The organism is Oceanobacillus halophilus, from assembly GCF_003628505.1.
GTDB classification, from domain to species: Bacteria; Bacillota; Bacilli; order Bacillales; family Amphibacillaceae; genus Oceanobacillus; species Oceanobacillus halophilus.
The window spans coordinates 122,122-142,659 of record NZ_RBZP01000001.1 but is presented as its reverse complement, the minus strand read 5'-3'; the positions used below and the strand labels follow the sequence as shown (position 1 = coordinate 142,659).

The 20,538-nt window shown below is 34.8% G+C and carries 20 protein-coding genes; 8 read left to right on the top strand and 12 right to left on the bottom strand.

Annotated elements, in window-relative coordinates:
* Nucleotides 1-19 precede the first annotated feature (19 nt).
* Nucleotides 20-961, bottom strand: a complete 942-nt coding sequence (gene cyoE / locus D8M06_RS00760; protein ID WP_121202447.1) for a heme o synthase — start codon at nt 959-961, stop codon at nt 20-22.
* 464 nt (nt 962-1,425) lie between these two features.
* On the opposite strand from cyoE, the gene D8M06_RS00755 reads away from it, so the two are divergent.
* Nucleotides 1,426-2,388 (top strand): COX15/CtaA family protein, encoded by a 963-nt coding sequence (locus D8M06_RS00755; protein ID WP_121202446.1) that lies wholly within the window; start codon nt 1,426-1,428, stop codon nt 2,386-2,388.
* Between the two features lie 644 nt (nt 2,389-3,032).
* On the opposite strand, the gene pyc is transcribed toward D8M06_RS00755, so the two are convergent.
* The 3 genes from pyc to D8M06_RS00740 all read right to left on the bottom strand — a co-directional run bounded on the left by pyc (nt 3,033) and on the right by D8M06_RS00740 (nt 8,134).
* Nucleotides 3,033-6,476 (bottom strand): pyruvate carboxylase, encoded by a 3,444-nt coding sequence (gene pyc, locus D8M06_RS00750; RefSeq protein WP_121202445.1) that lies wholly within the window; start codon nt 6,474-6,476, stop codon nt 3,033-3,035.
* A 22-nt stretch (nt 6,477-6,498) separates the two neighbouring features.
* Complete coding sequence (gene ftsW / locus D8M06_RS00745; RefSeq protein WP_121202444.1) at nt 6,499-7,620, bottom strand: putative lipid II flippase FtsW; 1,122 nt, start codon at nt 7,618-7,620, stop codon at nt 6,499-6,501.
* 232 nt (nt 7,621-7,852) lie between these two features.
* The gene (locus tag D8M06_RS00740) at nt 7,853-8,134 is read right to left on the bottom strand and encodes an Fpa/YlaN family protein (protein ID WP_121202443.1); all 282 of its coding nucleotides are present in this window, start codon (nt 8,132-8,134) and stop codon (nt 7,853-7,855) included.
* A gap of 154 nt (nt 8,135-8,288) precedes the next feature.
* Here D8M06_RS00740 and D8M06_RS00735 point away from each other — a divergent pair, with 154 nt between their 5' ends.
* The gene (locus D8M06_RS00735; protein ID WP_121202442.1) at nt 8,289-8,777 is read left to right on the top strand and encodes a hypothetical protein; all 489 of its coding nucleotides are present in this window, start codon (nt 8,289-8,291) and stop codon (nt 8,775-8,777) included.
* A 131-nt stretch (nt 8,778-8,908) separates the two neighbouring features.
* Entirely contained in the window at nt 8,909-9,508 is a 600-nt protein-coding gene (locus D8M06_RS00730) for a YhcN/YlaJ family sporulation lipoprotein (protein ID WP_121202441.1), read from the top strand.
* 109 nt (nt 9,509-9,617) lie between these two features.
* Here the strand turns inward: D8M06_RS00730 and D8M06_RS00725 are convergent, their stop codons facing one another.
* Nucleotides 9,618-9,848, bottom strand: coding sequence for a hypothetical protein (locus D8M06_RS00725; protein WP_121202440.1), 231 nt, complete (start codon nt 9,846-9,848; stop codon nt 9,618-9,620).
* Between D8M06_RS00725 and D8M06_RS20390 the strand changes: the two genes are divergently transcribed.
* Complete coding sequence (locus tag D8M06_RS20390; protein WP_421903959.1) at nt 9,793-10,158, top strand: YlaI family protein; 366 nt, start codon at nt 9,793-9,795, stop codon at nt 10,156-10,158. The genes D8M06_RS00725 and D8M06_RS20390 overlap by 56 nt on opposite strands.
* Nucleotides 10,159-10,221: 63 nt before the next feature.
* Here the strand turns inward: D8M06_RS20390 and D8M06_RS00715 are convergent, their stop codons facing one another.
* On the bottom strand, nt 10,222-10,542 hold the full coding sequence (locus D8M06_RS00715) for a YlaH-like family protein (protein ID WP_121202439.1): 321 nt from the start codon (nt 10,540-10,542) through the stop codon (nt 10,222-10,224).
* Between the two features lie 146 nt (nt 10,543-10,688).
* Here D8M06_RS00715 and D8M06_RS00710 point away from each other — a divergent pair, with 146 nt between their 5' ends.
* On the top strand, nt 10,689-10,868 hold the full coding sequence (locus D8M06_RS00710; RefSeq protein WP_121202438.1) for a DUF5325 family protein: 180 nt from the start codon (nt 10,689-10,691) through the stop codon (nt 10,866-10,868).
* Nucleotides 10,869-10,873: 5 nt separating this feature from the next.
* Here D8M06_RS00710 and D8M06_RS00705 read toward each other — a convergent pair whose 3' ends face one another.
* Together D8M06_RS00705 and D8M06_RS00700 are read right to left on the bottom strand one after the other, a co-directional pair.
* On the bottom strand, nt 10,874-11,680 hold the full coding sequence (locus tag D8M06_RS00705; protein ID WP_121202437.1) for an inositol monophosphatase family protein: 807 nt from the start codon (nt 11,678-11,680) through the stop codon (nt 10,874-10,876).
* Nucleotides 11,681-11,973: 293 nt separating this feature from the next.
* Nucleotides 11,974-12,156: a hypothetical protein gene (locus tag D8M06_RS00700; RefSeq protein ID WP_338322947.1), complete on the bottom strand. Its 183-nt coding sequence runs from the start codon at nt 12,154-12,156 to the stop codon at nt 11,974-11,976.
* Between the two features lie 448 nt (nt 12,157-12,604).
* Between D8M06_RS00700 and D8M06_RS00695 the strand changes: the two genes are divergently transcribed.
* The gene (locus tag D8M06_RS00695; RefSeq protein WP_121202435.1) at nt 12,605-13,222 is read left to right on the top strand and encodes a YktB family protein; all 618 of its coding nucleotides are present in this window, start codon (nt 12,605-12,607) and stop codon (nt 13,220-13,222) included.
* Between the two features lie 121 nt (nt 13,223-13,343).
* Here D8M06_RS00695 and D8M06_RS00690 read toward each other — a convergent pair whose 3' ends face one another.
* Entirely contained in the window at nt 13,344-14,300 is a 957-nt protein-coding gene (locus D8M06_RS00690; protein ID WP_121202434.1) for an NAD(P)H-dependent flavin oxidoreductase, read from the bottom strand.
* A gap of 181 nt (nt 14,301-14,481) precedes the next feature.
* Between D8M06_RS00690 and D8M06_RS00685 the strand changes: the two genes are divergently transcribed.
* Nucleotides 14,482-15,954: an aminotransferase class I/II-fold pyridoxal phosphate-dependent enzyme gene (locus tag D8M06_RS00685; protein ID WP_121202433.1), complete on the top strand. Its 1,473-nt coding sequence runs from the start codon at nt 14,482-14,484 to the stop codon at nt 15,952-15,954.
* A gap of 50 nt (nt 15,955-16,004) precedes the next feature.
* Here the strand turns inward: D8M06_RS00685 and D8M06_RS00680 are convergent, their stop codons facing one another.
* Complete coding sequence (locus D8M06_RS00680; protein WP_121202432.1) at nt 16,005-16,109, bottom strand: GapA-binding peptide SR1P; 105 nt, start codon at nt 16,107-16,109, stop codon at nt 16,005-16,007.
* 169 nt (nt 16,110-16,278) lie between these two features.
* Complete coding sequence (locus D8M06_RS00675; protein WP_241558783.1) at nt 16,279-17,064, bottom strand: polysaccharide deacetylase family protein; 786 nt, start codon at nt 17,062-17,064, stop codon at nt 16,279-16,281.
* A 442-nt stretch (nt 17,065-17,506) separates the two neighbouring features.
* Between D8M06_RS00675 and D8M06_RS00670 the strand changes: the two genes are divergently transcribed.
* Nucleotides 17,507-19,066, top strand: coding sequence for a glycine betaine uptake BCCT transporter (locus tag D8M06_RS00670; protein WP_121202431.1), 1,560 nt, complete (start codon nt 17,507-17,509; stop codon nt 19,064-19,066).
* 63 nt (nt 19,067-19,129) lie between these two features.
* Here D8M06_RS00670 and lpdA read toward each other — a convergent pair whose 3' ends face one another.
* Nucleotides 19,130-20,536: a dihydrolipoyl dehydrogenase gene (gene lpdA / locus D8M06_RS00665; RefSeq protein ID WP_121202430.1), complete on the bottom strand. Its 1,407-nt coding sequence runs from the start codon at nt 20,534-20,536 to the stop codon at nt 19,130-19,132.
* Nucleotides 20,537-20,538: the final 2 nt, after the last annotated feature.

The window sequence follows — 20,538 nt, the reverse complement described above, 5'->3', positions numbered from 1 at the left end:
ATAACAAACGAGGTGACAACTAATTAAAAACCGGTAATGTAACAACAATCATCAATAAAAAGATTACCATTAGATAATTTAAAGAAAAGATAAATATCATATTTGCCCATTTCAAATCATCTTTCATAAAAAATCCTCTTATACCGATTAATAGCCATATAATATTGAATATGCTAGCAATTACAACAAATGTAGTGCCCAAAGATGTCAAGAACAACGGTAATGGTAATAAACTAGCAATGTATATGACTATTTGACGTTTTGTCATATTAAAGCCATATACAACTGGAAGCATCGGAATTCCAGCGTCCCTGTAATCTTCTGTTTTCTTCATAGCTAATGAAAGAAAATGAGGTGTCTGCCATATAAACATAATTAAGAACAAGATGAAGGGAACGACATGAAATTCTGGATAAACAGCTGCCCAACCTATGACAGGGGGCATTGCTCCCGAGAAACTACCTACAATTGTATTTAATGTAGTTTTCCTTTTTGTCCACATAGTATACAGTACAACATAAACGAACCACCCGAAAAAGCCAAACAATGCAGCTTCAACTGTCGTTAAAAATAATAGTATTAAACCTATTAAAGTTGTTACTAGTCCCATAGTTAGTACAGCCTTTAGAGAGAAGAAGCCTGTTACGGTTGGCCGGTTTTTTGTACGACTCATTTTGGGATCGATATCTATATCAAACCAGTTATTTAGAATACAACCTCCCGCTATAACTAAAGCGCTTCCTAACATCGATAGTACGAATAAATCCCAATTTAATGGCAATGTGGATCCGGTAAAATAAATAGCTAACCAAAAACCCGCGAAAGTAGTTATTAAATTAGAATTAACTATTCCAATTTTTATTAATGATTTTAACTCTGAGATAATTCTTTTAATTTTTTGTCTATTTGATACAGTGGAATCATGTATCATTTCTGTATCTGGCGTACCCGCTTTATTCATATTCCTCTATACCCCCTTTTATCACAATGGCAATGTTGTTAATATATTCTAGCTTGTCATCAAAAAGGACACTAGTAAATATTAATTTTATCTTATCATGGATACTAAATTTAATCTATTTAGCCATATTGTATAATATCATACCACGGTATACGCCTGTATTATGTGACAAAAATCTGACAAAATTTCGAACTAATCTCAGTATTTCCAAAAATATGTACTTTCTCCCTAACGACTTGAATTAGCATTTATTCCCTATTCTATTTCTAGCAAACTCACACCAATAATGCAAGGAGTTTTTACTGATTCCATAGTGAAAATGTCAAATTCTCATGTTACTATGTTATAAGTGAAGTCTTTTGTTGGATTATTTCTTAATCTAATATTAATATAAATAGTAAAGGTTAATCATCTGGAATAATTTGTATGAGTATTAACATCATAAAGTGAGGCCTAGATAAAAAATGATTAAACAATTGAAATGGTTATCATTAGTAGCTACAATCGGCATGTTACTAATATTATTGGGAGGAGCACTTGTTACAAAAACTGGCTCAGAAGATGGGTGTGGGGATAGTTGGCCATTATGTGAAGGACAAATAATTCCTTCCGAATTTACATTTGAAATGGTAGTTGAGTTAAGTCATCGAGCAGTGTCTGGGATTGTTGGTATTGTTGTTGTTATCTTGGCAGTACTTGCATGGAAGAACATTGGATATATTCGTGAAGTAAAGTTTTTATCAGTAGCTTCTGTCTTCGTATTAATCTTGCAAGCCTTGATCGGCGCAGCAGCAGTTGTGTGGGGGCAATCAGACTTTATCCTTGCAGCACACTTTGGAATATCTTTAGTTTCGTTTGCTTCGGTATTTTTGCTAATGTTGCTTATCTTTGAGATTGACAAAAAATGGGACACAAAGACACTTTTTATCCAGAAGAAACATAGAATTGAAATATATTCCTTAACAGTTTACACACTCTTTGTTGTTTATACAGGGGCATTAGTTCGGCACACAGAATCAAATTTAATATGTGGCGACTGGCCGTTTTGTAATAATCAGTCTGCTCTGGCTTTTTCGGAATACAATTTTCAACAATGGGTACAAATGGGACATCGATTAGCTGCTGGGGTTCTGTTTATTTGGACAATCTTTCTCTTTATAAAAATGATTAAAAACTACAAATCAAATCAAGTAATGTACTGGGGTTGGATTATAACGGCTATTCTTATAACTCTGCAAGTGTTCTTTGGTGCGATGATAATATTTACGATGTTAAATCTTGGTGTTGCACTAATGCACGCTCTAGTTATTTCTTGTTATTTTGGAATGGTAAGCTACTTTATCTTACTTGCAACAAGAAGTGCAAAAATGGAAAAAAACGCGTTAGATCAAAAGAAACATTTAAACAACTCTGCTATTAAGTTCTAACAAATAAGTATAAGAAAACTTCTGCAATTGGCTCTTACCCCTGTCCAATGCAGAAGTTTTTATTTTTGGCACTTTTCTAAGAGATTGTTACTTTTTAATAATAACACTACTTACATTTTGTATAGAGTCCTGATATCTTTAATTCGGAATACTGCTCTGTCTCGCTACGGAAACACACTACGCTTAGTTCCTGCTCTACTTAATTTTTACTAGGAAAAATTCTGTATTCTAGGAGGACCAACTACCCTAAACGTGAATCTATGAAGTTTAGCTTTAATAATATCTAGTGCATGTAAAATAGCGGAAACAGAATGCGGAGACTCCTCGAAAATAAAGTGCAATTTTCTTTTTCAAGGAAGTGTGTTTCTTCCGAGGAGGCTGAGGCCGTGCCCGCGGAAAGCGCAGTATTCCGCCGCAGCAAATACCAGCAGAGAACATTCATAAGTGAAAGCGAGAGCTAACTATTCTTAATTAAATAAATCAGGAATCTCTAACAAATGGAGAACTTAAAAAACAACAAAATATGCGCAAAGAGTCATATTTTAAAACCAATGGCCATAATCCACTCTATAATCGCTATTTACATAAAAAACACAGGAAGTACTCCTTTGTGAGCTGACTTCCTGTGTTATTACTACTGTTTTTTATTCGAATTCAATTAGCAGGTCATCTACTGCTATACTATCACCTTTGTTTACATGTATTTCTTTGACTACTCCCCGATAAGGTGCTTGAATGGTGGTTTCCATTTTCATAGCTTCCGTGGTTAATAAATAATCACCTTTATTAACACTGTCCCCTCTAGAACAATTCACTTCCAATACGGTACCAGGCATTGTTGCCCCAATATGTTTCTCGTTACTTTTATCTACTTTCGGTTTTGAAGCAAAGGCAGACTCTACACTTTTATCTTTTATTTCAACTTGCCTTGGCTGACCATTCAACTCAAAATATACAGTTCGCATCCCATCAGGTCTTGCTTCAGAAACAGAAATTAAACGAACAAATAATGTTTTCCCTTTTTCAATTTCAACTTCTATTTCTTCCCCTAGCTTCATTCCGTAGAAGAAAGTCGGAGTGTCCAATACAGACATATCTCCATATTCTTCACAGAACTTTTGGTAATCCAAAAATACTTTTGGATATAGAGCATGGGAAATCACATCAAAGCTAGTAACTTGACGGTTTAATGTTTTAAACAAGGATTTTCTAACTTCAGTAAAGTCAATTGGATCCAACAATTCACCAGGTCGTACAGTGATTGCTTCTCTTCCTTTTAGGATAATACGCTGTAGTTCTTTTGGAAATCCTTGATAAGGCTGTCCGATAAACCCTTGAGCAAATTCTATGACGGAATCTGGAAAATCAATAGATTCTCCACGATCATAAATATCATCTTCCGTTAAATTATTTTGCACCATAAACAATGCCATATCTCCTATGACTTTTGAAGATGGTGTAACTTTTACAATATCTCCAAACATATCATTTACTTGACGGAACATCGCTTTTACTTCATCCCAGCGTTCTCCTAACCCAACTGCTTTTGCTTGTTGCTGCAGGTTACTATACTGCCCCCCAGGCATTTCGTGGAAATAGACTTCCGTATGAGGGGCATTCATACCACTTTCAAAATCTTTATAGTAACCACGTACGCCTTCCCAGTAAGATGAAAGACTTTCATAATTATCTATATCTACTTTTGGTTGACGTTGATTTCCTTCTAGAGCATAATATAAAGATTGTGCACTAGGCTGAGATGTATGTCCTGCCATTGATCCGCTTGCTACATCTACTACATCTACTCCAGCGTCAATTGCTCTAGCATAAGTATATATTCCATTACCGCTAGTATCATGCGTATGCAAGTGAATTGGTATATCCGTTGCTTCTTTCAAAGTTGAAATTAACTGGTAAGCAGCTTCTGGTTTTAACAACCCTGCCATATCCTTAATCCCAAGAATATGTGCACCAGATGCTTCCAATTCCTTGGCCATGTTCTTGTAGTAATCTAAATCATACTTCTTACGCCCTACATCTAAGATATCTCCTGTATAACATAAGGACGCCTCTGCAATTTTATTATTCTCTCGAACAGACTCAATAGCTAATCTCATTCCATTAATCCAATTCAGACTATCGAAAATTCGGAAAATATCGATTCCCGCATTAGAGCTTTTCTCAACGAATTCATGAATTAGGTTATCTGGGTAGTTTTTGTATCCAACAGCATTGCTTGCTCTCAACAACATCTGGAAAAGTACATTAGGCATTTTTTCACGTAATTTCAATAATCTAGTCCATGGATCTTCTTTTAAGAAACGATATGCGACGTCGAATGTTGCCCCACCCCACATTTCCACAGAGAAAAGGTTAGGAAGCAGTCGTGATGTTGGTTCTGCTATTTGCAATAAATCCTTTGTTCTAATTCTTGTTGCCAGCAGTGATTGATGTGCATCACGGAATGTAGTATCTGTAAGCAATACCTCTTTTTGTTCTTTCAGCCAGTTCGATAATCCTTCCGGCCCTTGTTCATCTAAAATTTGTTTTGTTCCTCGTGGGACTTCATCTAAACTATTTACTTTCGGAATTTTTAACGGTTCGAAATCAGGTTTGTCCACCTTTTCTGCACCATCAACTCCATTAACCGTTGTATTCGCTATATAATTAAGCATTTTTGTTCCACGGTCTTTTCGTTTTGGAAAGACGAATAACTCAGGCGTCTTATCAATAAATGTCGTATCATACTCGCCAGATAGAAATTGTTCATGCATAATTACATTTTCGAGAAAGTGAATATTGGTTTTAATCCCACGTATTCGGAACTCCTTTAAATTTCTAACCATCTTATGTGCAGCTTGCTCAAATGTTAAAGCATGCGTTGAGACTTTTACTAATAAGGAATCATAATGAGGTGATATAACTGCCCCCTGATATGCATTACCAGCATCTAATCGTACACCAAAACCTCCACCAGATCGGTATGCCATAATCTTTCCAGTATCGGGCATAAAGTTATTTAACGGATCTTCCGTAGTTATTCTTGATTGAATAGCATAGCCATTCGTTCTAATTTCACTTTGTTCTGGAATTCCAACTTCCTCACTATGTAAGCTATATCCCTCTGCTACTTTTACTTGCGTTTGTACAATATCGACACCAGTAATCATTTCAGTAATTGTATGCTCTACTTGAACACGAGGATTTACCTCAATAAAATAATATTCATTATCTGTAACTAAGAACTCTACTGTTCCAGCATTAATATAATTTATATTTTCCATTAATCGTACAGCAGCATCACAAATTCGCAATCTTAATTCATCTGGCAATGAAATACTTGGAGCCACTTCAATTACTTTTTGATGACGACGTTGAACAGAGCAATCCCTTTCATACAAATGAACAATATTGCCATCCTTATCTCCAATAATTTGAACCTCAATATGTTTTGGATTCTCTATTAATTTTTCTACATATATTTCATCATTACCGAATGCGGCCTTGGCTTCTGATTTGGCGCGTTCATAAGCTTCCGAAACAGACTTCGCTTGACGGACAATACGCATTCCTCGTCCACCACCACCGAGAGAGGCTTTTATAATAATAGGATAACCGTATTTTTCACCAAACTCTATCACTTCATCAACGGAGTCAACAGGCCCATCACTTCCAGGTATAACAGGGAGTCCTGCATTAGTGGCTTGTTCCCGAGCCTTCACTTTATCACCAAACATATTTAAATGTTCACTGGTTGGACCAATAAATGTAATACCTTCTTCTTCACAGCGTTTAGCAAAATGAATATTCTCTGATAAAAAACCATACCCAGGGTGAATAGCGTCTACGTGCACTTTTTTTGCTAGTTCAATAATACCCTCTATATCTAAATAGGCATCTATCGGCTTCTTTCCCTCACCTATTAAGTAAGCTTCGTCTGCCTTAAAGCGATGATAGGATCCTGTATCCTCTTTCGAGTAAACGGCTACAGTACGGATATTCAACTCCGTACACGCTCGAAATACTCGAATAGCAATTTCACCACGATTAGCAACTAATACTTTTTTGATTCGTTTCTTTTCTCCCATAATATTCCTCCTCTATTAAACTTTATTTAGTAGTTTCATTTCGTTTTCTGTTTACATTCATGGCAATATTATTTAGAATCCCCATCGATGTTAGTAGTACTAACAAAGATGATCCCCCATAACTAATAAATGGAAGTGGTACACCTGTGATCGGTAAAAGCCCACTAATTGCTCCTAAATTGACAAAAGCTTGAATACCAACCATGGAAGATATACCAATTGCTAACAATGCTCCAAAACTATCTTCACATTTTCTAGCAATAAAAATGCCACGCAGAACAATAATTGCCAGCAAACCAATTACTATAACTACCCCTACAAGCCCAAGTTCTTCCGCAATAATTGCCATGATAAAATCTGTGTGTGCTTCCATTAAATACCCTAATTTCTGCACACTTTGTCCCAATCCCTCCCCCGTTAGCCCACCAACACCTATAGCTAGATAGGACTGAATTAAATGGTAACCATCTGTATCCGGTGTCTCGAACGGTTCATAAGCTCCAGTAAATCGGGAAATTCGTTCATCAGTCACCATAAAGGGGTAAGAGAGTAAAATGATACCTACTCCAATAGCTATCAATAATGATAAATGTTTCATTCTAATCCCTGAGCTAAAAATAACGGAACATGCTATCAAGAAAATAATTGCTGCAGTACCAATGTCAGGCTGTAACACTATTAAACCAAGAATAATGCAAGTCATCACTAGCGGTGGTAGCACACCACGGTAGAATTCATTTAGATACGATTGTTTTTTTGAATAGACAGAAGCTAAGTACATAATTAGAGCTAATTTTGCGAATTCGGATGGTTGTAAACTTGCCGGCCCCAATAAATACCATGATTTTGCATTATTGACTGTATTTCCAAATGGGAATAACCCAATAAGTAACAAAATTACACCAATGATAATAACCTTCATAAGTTTTTGATATTTCCAATACGGAAAAATCGAAGTAATAATAAAACCTACTAGGCCCATCACAAACCACATCGATTGCCTTGCTAAATAATGAGTACTTTCTAAGCCTTCTACTACCGCAGTTACCATACTTGCACTATATATCATGACTAGACCAAATAATGTTAATAGTATTGGTGTTATGATTAGTGTATAATCATAATCTTTTAATCTCTCTATCATCTTACTACTCCCTACTAAATATGTATTCGAAAAAGATAGTAGATGAAAATAAAATATTTCTAATAGTTTACCATATTTCGACTTATCATGTAAATCTATTAAAAATTACAATTTTCAACATATCTTAACAAAGCTGCGAAAACAGCGAAAACTATTCTAAACAAAAAAACCTTGCCATTTACAATATATAGGCAAAGTTTTTGCAACATCTTACGTGAAATGAACATAATAACTACAAAGAATTTTGTGAGCCATCATGGAGAATATTTAGCTTCTTTTCCAAATTTTCCAGAAGAGCCTTACCCTCATTCTCTGTAATTAAGTTCAAACGTACTGCAAAATCAATTTCCCTCGATAGACCAAACATTTGTGTATCAAGTACATCCTCATAAACAGGACATTGCGGCATCGTCAGATTTTCTATTTGAACTTCAATAAGTCTTAAAATTTTGTCAGCATCAGCCTTAAGAAGAGCGTGGGCTTTATCACGATGATTCACAGTAACCTCAGGCATCAAATTTATCCCCTCCGCTAAAAAGACTTTCTTTTTATTATATTATCGTTAGCACACAAAAAATGCAAATAATATCAAATGAATCGATAGATAATGAAATTTATTATTATCTCTGCTATTCTTATTAAAGAGACATACATGAGGGGGAGAAAAAATGATTATACCAATTGCTGGAAAGGTTTCCTATTCTATAACTTTAGATCCCACCGTTTGGATCTTTGATGAAAGAAAAATTTTATTAGAAAATGCATTTTCACCTAGAGGAGAAAAAAAGAAGGAAGATTCCATAAAAAAAGCAGCTGAAAGGTTTGACAGAGCAGTTCTTCAGAAAAGCAAACCACCCATTAATCCCGGTATAACGAAAAAAGAAGGAGAAGAAATCCTTAAGAATTCTTATGTTATGCCTATTCGAGACTTCATTAATAATGCAGTAGTTGACGATTCTGCAAAAGATGTTACTCTCATAACTAGTGACGACGCTGAAAACACCACTTTATCACTAGAAGTTTTAAAAGAAGGTTACTTTTTATTTTCAATAAATGGAAAACCGATAATGGAAGATGGACCTGTTTACTTCTACTATAAGGATGGTTCAAACAAAGATAATCCGATTAAAAATATAAAAAAAATATTGATTAATTGATATGTACTCTAAAAAAATGATTGTTAGCTGTGCCTAATTTAAGAGCAGCAGCTTTTTGTTTTGTTGAAGTATAATTTATTCCTTTCTATCCAAAATAAGTGTAACAGCGGTATTATAGGAGGAATGTTCTAATGAGACTTCAACTAAGTATTATATCCATGTTATTACTTATTATTTTTGCCGGTTGCCAACAGGAAGAAGAGAACTCTCTTGAATCAGAACAGACAAATAATAAATTAATACAAGTAAAGAATTCTGACCCCAGTGAATTACCAGAACTAACGAATAGTGAAATTGCTGCACACTTATCAAATGTTGCTACGGAAGTTCCAGATGTAAATGATGCTGCATCCGTAGTTGCAGGTCCATACACTGTTGTTGGTATAGATGTAGACAAAGACTTGGACAGGTCACGTGTTGGCACGATTAAATATACGGTTCTTGAAGCTCTGTATCATGACCCATACGGAAAAACAGCTATTGTAATAGCTGACGCGGATATTACTGAAAGATTAAGAAATATGGCAGAAAAGATAAGACAAGGACACCCCGTTCAAGGGTTCGTGAATGAATTATCAGCTATTGTTGGAAGGTATATGCCTGACTTTCCAATAAATAATAATCAGCCAGAACAACCAGACCAAAATAAAGAAACAATTCCAGAAGAAAAAGAAAAACAATTAGAAGAAATAGAAGAAAACCAGTCAAATCGCAATTTGAACAAACAATAAGTAGCTAAAACAAGAGTGTTTAGACTAAGAAAATCCGAACTTTTTATTACAACAGTTCGGATTTTCTTATTAGTTAAGATGTTATATGATACTAGTTTCCCCTTTCACTTTATTGATTCAAATTATTGTAATACTGCACACCAAATTGAGAACCTTCTGAAACCATTTTGGCATTTTCTACATGGGAGAAATTTGATTCTGATACTTGGTCCGGTTTACCAGCAAGTTCCAAACTAGAATGGAATGAGTATTTTTCTTCCTCTTTTACTAAATAACTAATAAAAATGAGAACCAAGGTACCAAGTATACTTAAACCAAGTAATTTATTACTTTTTCTCACACAAATCACCTCTCCTATTTATATAATTCCCGATAGGATACACTCTAAAACATTATTAATGTATGTTATAATGGTTAATAAATGGTCCAGTATTGAGGTGATTTTTTTGCAAGTCCAATGTACACTATGTGATAGAATAGACTCACTAGAGGATAATACATTGCAAGCAAAGCGTTTAAGAAATAGAAGAATATATATGTATTTATGCAGAACCTGTTATGAAAGAATTGATAATAAAACCAAGCAAAGACACGCAACTGGAAAGTTTCAATTATATAATGAGAAAAAAGAAAAGGATCATTTGTTTTAGTATCTACAAGTCAACATTTATAATTGATTGGAATCATTAAAAAAACGCCCAGACTGGCGTTTTTTATTCGTTAGAAGTATTATCTTTTTTTGCTTTCCGCTGAAAATGAAGCCGTGTCCGATAGATTGCCAATACAAGGTTGATAACGATCAAACTTTCTACACTTGGCATTCTCATAACAGTACTGAAAATAGTAAGAATAAACACGCCAATCAGTAGAAGAAAATATACGAATACGTTCTTTAGTAATGGTAACTTTTTTGCGAATCCTAACTCGTAAGCAATAATACTTAAAACTAAATTTAAAATATAAAATATCCAAAAAATATTTTCTGTTCCGTTTTTATCCATCACTAAATCAAATACAAGTCTAAAATTATCCATCTGTCTCCCCCACTAGTAGTTCACTCTTCTATCATCATACTAAAAATTTGAAAATCTAGCTAGAATTAGATAGTTTATGACCTGTATTTTTTGAATATATTTGCAGATTGCTTTATACTATTGAATAGAAATAGAGGTGTGTTGACATGGAGAGATTAAATATTCCAATGTTGTTTATGGCATTTTTAGTCATAGCAATGTTTGCAGGTGTAGGAATTTCTATCGCATTTCGTAATATTTGGATGATTCTTCTATTCATTATCTTGGGGTTTGGTATTATGGGATATGGCTTATTTTTGAAAAAGAAGGAAAGAAGTGACGCATAAGCATGTCACTTCCTTCCTTCTTTTATAAATTCTATTATTTTCTCTTGCAAACATAAGTTACATGTTAATACAGGATTTTTTTCTAACATGTCCAAATTTTCACCCTCAATATTTGTAGTTACCCCTCCTACTTCATTAACGATGACAATTCCTGCTGCTATGTCCCATGGAGAAAGACTCATCGCAAGATAACCATCCATTATACCTTCTGCGAGAAAAGCAAACTCTAATGCTGCTGAACCATATGTTCTAGCCCCTCTTATAGTACGAACAAATTGCTGCATTGTTTTTTCTTCAACGAAATGATTATCACATAACCAGAAATGATTCATGCCAATGATTGCGTCTTCAAGAACTACATTATTATTCAAAGGTGATAATTTTTCATTATTTTTAAAAGCTCCATCATTTCTTTTTGCATGGTATAGATTATCTTCCATTACATCATAAATCAGTCCTATCTCACCAACACCATCGAAATAAATCCCTACTGATATTGCAAAGTTTCTTTTCTGATGAACAAAATTCATCGTGCCATCGATTGGGTCAATAATCCAGACAACTCCATTAAGATTATCTAATTTATCACCATACCCTTCTTCTCCAATAATTGAGTGTTCCGGATATGTTTCTTTAATCTTTGTTACAAAAAAAGATTCTGTTTCTCTATCCATAGTTGTTACCAAATCATTACGGTTGGATTTCGTATCAATAACTAAGGGACTATTGATTTTTCTGCGTATGTGCTCCCCAGCCTCTTCTACCCATTTTCTTGCGGTAAGATATATTTCTTCACGAACCTCAGCTTTCATACTAATTCCTCCATTACTGCAATATAAGTTATATTGTATCAAAATACATGTTCCAAGTCATTTGAATGTGTATTCTATGAAAGGCTATTTCTTAATTGATTTGTTGTTTTTCTTGCTTATGTTAAATTATATAGAGTCCGATGTAACTAGTACAGATAGTTGGTACTATTTTACTGCTAAGGAATTAGCTAAACTGCAATAAAACTTATGAAAATAGCCATTGAAAAAAGACCCCAATAAGTATGTGAACGTTATTAATATAATGTGCATATACTTATTGGGGCCTAGCTTTCCTATATTTGTTCTAATTCAATGAGCTGTTTCCTTAAAAACTTTAACCGTTCCTTCGATTTTATAATCTGTATTTGATCATCTTCTTGTAAGGCATCATAAAGTGTTAATAGTTCATAATCAATCTCCATTTTTATTACTGGCAATTTCACTTTTGCCTCTTCCCATTTGATAAGGTCCATCACAAATTTCAAACAATCAACTCCCTTCAGATCATTGCAGCTTCATTCCACTATCTTTCTATATTTTATGTCGAACTTTTTTATTTGGTTCATTAAATTTTCTGAAAGGCCTTTTTCGTATATTTGTTGCTTTTCGAACTTAAACAGCTGATAGAAACTTTGAATTAAGAATAAATGTCTATTGCAGCGCGTTGTTGATTTCCGCTCCGGGCAGTCGCTTTCCGTAGCGGGTATATAGCAGTATTCATAATTAAAGTAATCCACAGTCTATACAAAAATGTAAAGCAACTTTATACTAAAAAGCCTTCTGAAATTATGATTTATTATGCATTACCCAAATTTTAAGTGAGGCAAACCTCATCTCATTTATCCTAAAGTTATATAGCTTGACTTCAATTGATGAATGCTTAATAATAATCATTATAATTTGATATTAGGAAGGATGACCGTCGTGAATTTACAGGGTTTTACGAAAAAGGATTTTGATACATTTAATATAGATGGTTTAGATGAAAGAATGGAAGCAATTCAAACAAGAATACAACCGAAGTTCCAGGTAATTGGCAGTGAGTTAGTTTCTTTTCTTTCAGCCCAATTAGGTAATGAAGTATTCTTACATATCGCCAAACATGCTAGAAGAACAGTGAATCCACCAAAAGACACTTGGATGGCAATTGCAGACAATAAAAGAGGCTACAAAAAACATCCCCATTTTCAATTAGGATTATTTGATGATCATTTATTCCTTTGGCTTGCTTTCATATATGAGTTACCTAATAAGAAAAACATTGCACAGACATTTATTGACAATTTCGCTGATTTAACGGAACTACCTAAAGATTTTGTTGTATCACTGGATCACACGAAAAAGGAATCCATTCCATTAGAAGAATTAGATGTAAAACACCTAGAGAGGTTACGAGACATTAAAAAAGGAGAGTTTCTTATTGGAAGACATCTCCCGATCGATGATGACCGTGTATATGATGGAGAAAAATTACTAGAAATAGCAAAAGATACGTTCCAGACATTAATTCCCTTTTATCAAAGTGCATTACAATCCAGATAAACACTCACATCGTAAGATACTTTCTAATAGATTGCTGTTTTATCGTTTATGCTCCAACAGCAAAACTTATTAAAAAATGCGTATAGAAAAACCGGAGGCATATGTACCTCCGGTCTATTTCTTATTTCCACTTATTTGTAATATCTTCCGCTTCACGAACGATATGTTGTATTAATTCTTCTACTGATGGTATGTCATTAATTCTAACAGAAGACTGACCTGCCCAACCGAAACCACCTTCTTTATCACCTTCATAGATAAACCGCTTATTTGCAGTCCCGCTTATATAATCCTTCAATGATTCATACCCTTTGTTTTGCTTTTCAATTTCAAGGATCTTATCTGTCCAAGAATTTCTTAGAGCCCTCGCTGGAGCACCGATAGAACGTTTTATCACAACGGTACTATCCTCTTCAGCATCTAAGATAGCTTGTTTATATCTATCATGTGCATCCACACATTCTTTGGTTGCAAGGAATCGTGTCCCCATCTCGATTCCCTCTGCTCCCAAACTTAATGCAGCCATCAGGCCACGACCATCCACAATTCCGCCAGAAGAGATGACCGGAATAGAAACATTATCAACTACTTCTGGAGTTAGCACTATTGTTCCTATATCACTCCTACCTAAATGCCCTCCTCCTTCTTGACCTACGACCATTACAGCATCAGCCCCTAGTTCTTCTGCTTTTTGGGCCTGTCTTTTGGCAGCAACTAGCACTAGTGACTTGATATTGTGACCTTCTATAAGATCAAGGACTCCTTTAGGATTTCCGCCTGTTACTGAAATAACAGGAACATCCTCTTTTATTGCAGCCTCAACCATATGCTCGAAACGTCGACCATGCTGACCAATGGCAAAATTAACTCCAAATGGTTTATCTGTAAGCGTTTTAACTTTCTGGATTTCTTTACGTAACTCTTCGGGACTACCCAAACTCATTGCTGTAATTTGCCCTAACCCTCCAGCGTTAGAAACTGCTGCAGCTAGGTCTGAATACGCAATATATGCTAGCCCCCCTTGAATAATTGGATATTTGATGTTCAAAAGCTCTGTAACTCTAGTTTTAAAATTCATTGAACCCTTCCCCCTTTTTCAATTCAGCTATTAATTAAATTTTAACATTTATATATGCTTTCTAGCTAATACTATATCTTAACTAGAATAACTTAATTTTTTTTGCTATAATACGTTGATTATATTACAGAATGGCTTATGCCTATCATTAATCAACATATGACATAGAGGAGAATATACTATGAAAGAGCAATACAAAACACCATTATTTTCAGGTTTACTCAAGCATATTGAAAAAAACCCCATTCCATTTCATATTCCAGGCCATAAAAAAGGAAAAGCAATTGAACCTGCATTTAGGGACTTCCTCGGAGAAAATGCATTTCAGATGGACTTAATTAATATACAGCCATTAGATGACCTACACCATCCACACGGAATTATAAAAGATGCCCAAGAATTAGCAGCTGAAGCCTTTGGTGCCGATTACACCTATTTTTCAGTTCAAGGTACTAGCGGTGCTATCATGACAATGATATTAAGTATTTGTAATCCAGGGGATAAAATAATCGTTCCCCGGAATGCCCATAAATCGATTACTTCTGCCATTATTTTTTCTGGTGCCATCCCGATATTTGTTCACCCTGCTCTAGACGAGACTTTAGGAATCTCTCATGGTATTACTCCTACTGCCGTTCAACATGCACTACAAGCACATCCAGATGCCAAAGGGGTCTTAGTAATAAATCCAACCTATTTTGGAATTGCAGCTGACTTAGAGAAAATTGTTGCCATAGCCCATCACTACAATGTACCTGTACTTGTAGATGAGGCTCACGGGGTACATATACATTTTCATTCTGAGCTTCCATTATCAGCCATGCAAGCTGGAGCAGATATTGCAGCGACCAGCATTCATAAATTAGGTGGATCTTTAACCCAAAGTTCGGTATTAAATTTGCAAGGAGACCGTATTTCACATGAACGAGTCCAGACGATTATGTCTATGCTGACAACTACCTCTACTTCTTATCTTTTATTAGCATCAATAGATGTTGCAAGAAAACAATTAGCCACTAATGGAAAAGCAATGATTTCAAAAGCGATTCACCTCGCAGAATATACAAGAAGAGAAATTAACAAATTAACCTATATCTTTTGTTCTGGGAAGGAGATAATTGGAACAGAAGCGACTTATAGATTCGATCCAACAAAGTTGATTATTTCTATTAAAGATCTCGGAGTAACTGGTTATGATGCTGAAGTCTGGTTAAGAGAACACTATAATATAGAAGTGGAGTTGTCCGATTTATATAATATTTTATGTATTATTACACCAGGAGACTCTCAAGAAACAGTAGATCAATTAATACATGCACTAAAAGAATTGGAGCAAGAGAAAGAAAAATTTATAACAAAAAAACAAGTACACGTAACAATACCAGATATTCCACTACTTGCAATACTTCCTCGAGATGCTTTTTATGCAGAAACAGAAATCATTCCCTTTTCAGATGCTGCTGGCCGTATTAGCGCGGAATCTATTATGGTTTATCCACCAGGGATTCCTATTTTTATTCCAGGTGAAATAATAACGGAGGATAATATTCATTATATATATAAAAATTTACAAGCAGGCTTGCCGGTACAAGGATTACAGGATGAAACACTAGAAACTATTCGGGTAATAAAAGAACGAAAAGCAATTTTATAAGTGTTTATAAACATAAAAAACGCTCAAAGCGAGCGTTTTTTGTTGGAATATTATTTTGTATCACAGCTAGGACATGTACTATAAAGAGTTGATACTTTTTCATCTTCAAAAGCTTCAATAACCTTTTCGCAGTCTTGACAAACAATTGTACCCATTCAGCCCATCTCCCTTTAATTGATTGAGTTATCTTGTGTTTATTATAATATGTCACAATTAGTGTGTCAAGATAAATTAGTATAACATTATTCGATTAGTATGTTACATACTGATAATTAGTATGTTCAAGTAATAATATGCTTTCCAATAAAGCAAGCTTCATTAATGTCAATCTGTTTTAATATGTTTCGGGTCAATGATTTCAAAGCCTTGTTGTCGTAAGCCCTTGATAATTTCAGGCAAAGCTTGATTGGTCCACTCTCGATCATGCATTAAGATATTTGCCCCATTAGTTAACAAATCTGTATTTAATATAATAGTAACTAATGATTCTTTTGTGTTATACTTTTCTTCCCAATCATAACCAAAGGACCAATTCATTAGGGTTAAACCTTCTTCCTTAACAACTTTACGAGAATAATCCGTATTCACACCATTCGGAGCACGGAAAAATTTTGGTCGTACGCCGATTATCTCCTCCACTGTGTCGTTCAAACTAACAATCTCATCTCGTTGTTCTGATTCTGATAAATCAGAAAGCAATTGATGATTGAAAGTATGATTTCCAATCTCAAAACCCATATCATAAATCTTTTTTAAAGTTTCTTTTTCTTCGGGTGTGTCAAGATAATGACCATTCACAAAAAATATTGCTTCAGCATTTAGGCTTCTAAGAGTTTTAGCCATTTCTAATGAGTATGCACTAGGAGCATCATCAATTGTAAGTAAAACTACTTTCTCATTCACTCCATTTTTCATGGGGACAATAGACCAGTTTTTGGAAACGTGGTATAGAAAGTCAATTTCTTTTTCTTGTATGGTAAGTACTTCTTTTTCACTTATATTCACTATTCTTCCATCAACCGTGGATGATCTAACAATCTCCTTTGGGGAATAATCACATCCAGCAAAAACAAGCATCAATAACATTAGAATAAAATTTAAATACTTCAAATGTTAAACCTCCATTGTATCCCTATATATCTATGTATTATATTGCAGATTAACAGATAAACACTCTAAAGTTTTGACCGTTCAGGTTTATCTTTTCCATAAAAAGGTAAAAGTGTTATAATTATTAATTGCTGTGCTTTTTCCATTTAAAGATGCTTAACAAGAAATATGATAAACCTTCATTGGGTGTTTTTATAATGCATTTTGTAATTTTTTTGGATGATGGAATATGAAAAAGAATTAATCTGCCAGGATAACTTTCTCCCCAGCCACATTAATTACTATAAACCAAACTTTATTAATTTAGTAATTACTGTCTCTTCAAAATGAACTAATTATTCAGGAATATTACAAAAATGCTTGTTAAATAACTGAATTGTTAAGATAACTTTTGGGAAAAGTAAAGACATCAATGAACATTAAAAATGAAAGGATTAGTCAAATGAAAAAAAGTATAACCAATGTTTTTTATATCTCTGTAATAATAGTACTATTATTTATTATCTGGGGAATCATCCCTGACACTGTCTTACCAAATGGTAACTTAAATAATGTAACTACCATCATACAGGGTTTTCTTGTAAATAATTTTGGATGGTTTTATTTAATTAGTGCAACAGGTTTTCTTGTGTTTGCGATTTATCTAATCTTCTCCAGGTATGGAAAAATTAAATTAGGACGACCCGACGATAAACCTGAGTTCTCCTATCTAACATGGTTTGCAATGTTATTTAGTGCCGGAATGGGAATTGGGCTTGTATTCTGGGGAGCCGCTGAACCACTTATGCATTTCTATACCCCTCCATTTGGAGAAGGTGGTACAGAAGAAGCAGCTAAAAATGCCATGAAATACAGTTTCTTACATTGGGGCTTTCATCCCTGGGCAGTTTATGCAACGGTTGCTTTAGCATTAGCTTATTTTAAATTTAGAAAACAAGCGCCAGGTGTGGTTAGTTCTATTTTATCCCCCTTATTTGGGGATAAAACGAAAGGGACGATGGGCACAGTTATTGATACCATAGTAGTCTTTGCTACAGTATTTGGCGTAGCAACTTCTTTAGGTTTCGGAGCCATTCAAATCAGTGGTGGACTATCTTACATTTTCAATTTTGATTCCACTATCTCACTACAGTTAATCATTATAGCAATTGTAACCGTTCTGTTTATGACATCTGCAATGACGGGATTGAGCCGAGGTATTAAATACCTAAGCAATACAAACCTTGTATTAGCTTTTCTATTGATGATTTTTGTCCTAATTCTTGGACCGACAGGATTCATTGCAAATTTCTTTACAACAACACTTGGAAGTTATATCCAAGATTTACCAAGTATGAGTCTACGTATGTCTCCATTTAACGAAGAAAATATGGGTTGGACAAACGGTTGGACAATTTTTTATTGGGCATGGTGGATTGCATGGGCACCTTTTGTCGGAACTTTCATTGCCAGAGTATCACGCGGAAGAACAGTGCGTGAATTTGTATTAGGAGTTCTTTTGGTTCCTACAGTTATTGGGGCAATCTGGTTTAGTGTATTTGGAGGTACTGCAATCAATCTAGATTTATTCTACGGAACTAATATTATTGAGGAAATTAATACTTATGGAGAAGAAGTTGCGTTATTTGCAGTATTAGAACATCTGCCATTAGGTACCCTTGTTTCCATTATCGGTATTTTACTTATCAGTACCTTTTTTATAACATCTGCTGATTCGGCAACCCTGGTACTAGGAATGCAAACAACAGGCGGTAGTTTAGATCCTTCTAATAATGTTAAATTCACCTGGGGTATTATTCAATCTGCAACAGCAGCAGTTCTATTATGGCAAGGTGGATTAGAGGCACTTCAAACTGCATCAATTATTGCAGCATTTCCATTTACAATTATCATGATATTAATCGTATTCTCCCTAGTTAAAGCGTTTAGAGAAGATGCAAAAGCAATCGAACACCATCGTAGGAAGAAAATCATAAAAGAAATAAAGAGTAATATTAAATAAAGTAAAATCTATAAAAAAGGTGATTCAGATAAAATCTGAATCACCTTTTTATTTCTTATTATATTACATAATGTGAATTGGAGAACCTAGAGCTACTTCAGCAGCTTCCATTGTAATTTCTCCTAAAGTTGGATGTGCGTGGATAGTAAGTGCTAAGTCTTCTGCAGTCATACCCGCTTCAACCGCTAATCCAATTTCAGAAATCATATCACTAGCATTTGGACCTGCAATTTGACCTCCTAGAACTAATCCATCTTCTTTGCGTGTAACAAGTTTTAAGAAACCGTCAGTGTTATTTAATGATAAAGCTCGTCCATTAGCTGCAAATGGGAATTTACCTACTTTAACATCATATCCTTGTTCTTTTGCTTCCTCTTCGGAAAGGCCAACCATAGCTAATTCTGGTTCTACGAAAGCCACTGCAGGCATTCCGATATAATCAACTTCTGATTTTTCACCGCTGATTGCCTCTGCAGCAATTTTTCCTTCATAAGAAGCTTTATGAGCTAATGCTGCACCAGGAACGATATCACCGATAGCGAAGATATTCTTGACATTTGTGCGCCCTTGTTTATCAACCTTAATTAGGCCTCTGTCATCCATATCAATACCCACTTGTTCCAAACCAATTTCTTCTGTATTTGGACGACGGCCCACTGTTACTAATACATAATCAGCATCAATTGTTTCTTCTTTTCCTTTTACTTCATACGTAACTTTGACACCATCTTTTGTTTCTTCTACACCTTTAGCCATAGCTTCAGTGATGATTTTAGCGCCTTTTTTCTTCAAGCCTTTTTTAACAACCTGAGTCATGGATTTTTCAAATCCGCCTAAAATATCCTTAGCTCCTTCAAGGAACGTAACTTCTGTACCAAAGTTTGCATACGCAGTACCAAGTTCGCTTCCAATATAGCCAGCACCTATTACAACCAATTTCTTTGGAATTTCTTTTAGGTTTAGTGCTCCAGTTGAATCTAGAACGCGATTAGAAAATTTAAAAGTTGGAATTTCGATTGGTGTAGAACCAGTTGCGATAATACAGTTATTGAACTTATAAGTTTGAGAATTTTTCTCATCCATAATTTTAGCTGTATTAGCATCAACAAAGTATGCTTCACCTTTTACGATGTCCACTTTATTTCCTTTTAATAGGCCTTCAACACCAGAGGTAAGTTTATTTACAACAGAACCTTTCCATGCTTGGACTTTATCAAAATCTACAGAGACATCTTTCGTTGTTATTCCAATATCTTCACTACCATGTGCATTTTCAACCATATGACCTGCTTGGATAAGTGCTTTAGAAGGAATACAGCCAACATTTAAGCAAACTCCTCCAAGAGCTCCTTTATCAACAATTGTCACTTTTTGCCCTAACTGTGCAGCACGAATAGCAGCTACATAACCGCCAGGTCCTGCTCCGACAACTAGAGTATCTACTTCTATTGGAAAATCTCCTACTACCATTT

Coding starts and splice junctions, on each gene's coding strand:
- cyoE (WP_121202447.1), bottom strand. CDS start 961: ATGAATAAAGCGGGTACGCCAGATACAGAAATGATACATGATTCCACT.
- D8M06_RS00755 (WP_121202446.1), top strand. CDS start 1,426: ATGATTAAACAATTGAAATGGTTATCATTAGTAGCTACAATCGGCATG.
- pyc (WP_121202445.1), bottom strand. CDS start 6,476: ATGGGAGAAAAGAAACGAATCAAAAAAGTATTAGTTGCTAATCGTGGT.
- ftsW (WP_121202444.1), bottom strand. CDS start 7,620: ATGATAGAGAGATTAAAAGATTATGATTATACACTAATCATAACACCA.
- D8M06_RS00740 (WP_121202443.1), bottom strand. CDS start 8,134: ATGCCTGAGGTTACTGTGAATCATCGTGATAAAGCCCACGCTCTTCTT.
- D8M06_RS00735 (WP_121202442.1), top strand. CDS start 8,289: ATGATTATACCAATTGCTGGAAAGGTTTCCTATTCTATAACTTTAGAT.
- D8M06_RS00730 (WP_121202441.1), top strand. CDS start 8,909: ATGAGACTTCAACTAAGTATTATATCCATGTTATTACTTATTATTTTT.
- D8M06_RS20390 (WP_421903959.1), top strand. CDS start 9,793: ATGAGAACCAAGGTACCAAGTATACTTAAACCAAGTAATTTATTACTT.
- D8M06_RS00715 (WP_121202439.1), bottom strand. CDS start 10,542: ATGGATAATTTTAGACTTGTATTTGATTTAGTGATGGATAAAAACGGA.
- D8M06_RS00710 (WP_121202438.1), top strand. CDS start 10,689: ATGGAGAGATTAAATATTCCAATGTTGTTTATGGCATTTTTAGTCATA.
- D8M06_RS00705 (WP_121202437.1), bottom strand. CDS start 11,680: ATGAAAGCTGAGGTTCGTGAAGAAATATATCTTACCGCAAGAAAATGG.
- D8M06_RS00690 (WP_121202434.1), bottom strand. CDS start 14,300: ATGAATTTTAAAACTAGAGTTACAGAGCTTTTGAACATCAAATATCCA.
- D8M06_RS00685 (WP_121202433.1), top strand. CDS start 14,482: ATGAAAGAGCAATACAAAACACCATTATTTTCAGGTTTACTCAAGCAT.
- D8M06_RS00680 (WP_121202432.1), bottom strand. CDS start 16,109: ATGGGTACAATTGTTTGTCAAGACTGCGAAAAGGTTATTGAAGCTTTT.
- D8M06_RS00670 (WP_121202431.1), top strand. CDS start 17,507: ATGAAAAAAAGTATAACCAATGTTTTTTATATCTCTGTAATAATAGTA.
- lpdA (WP_121202430.1), bottom strand. CDS start 20,536: ATGGTAGTAGGAGATTTTCCAATAGAAGTAGATACTCTAGTTGTCGGA.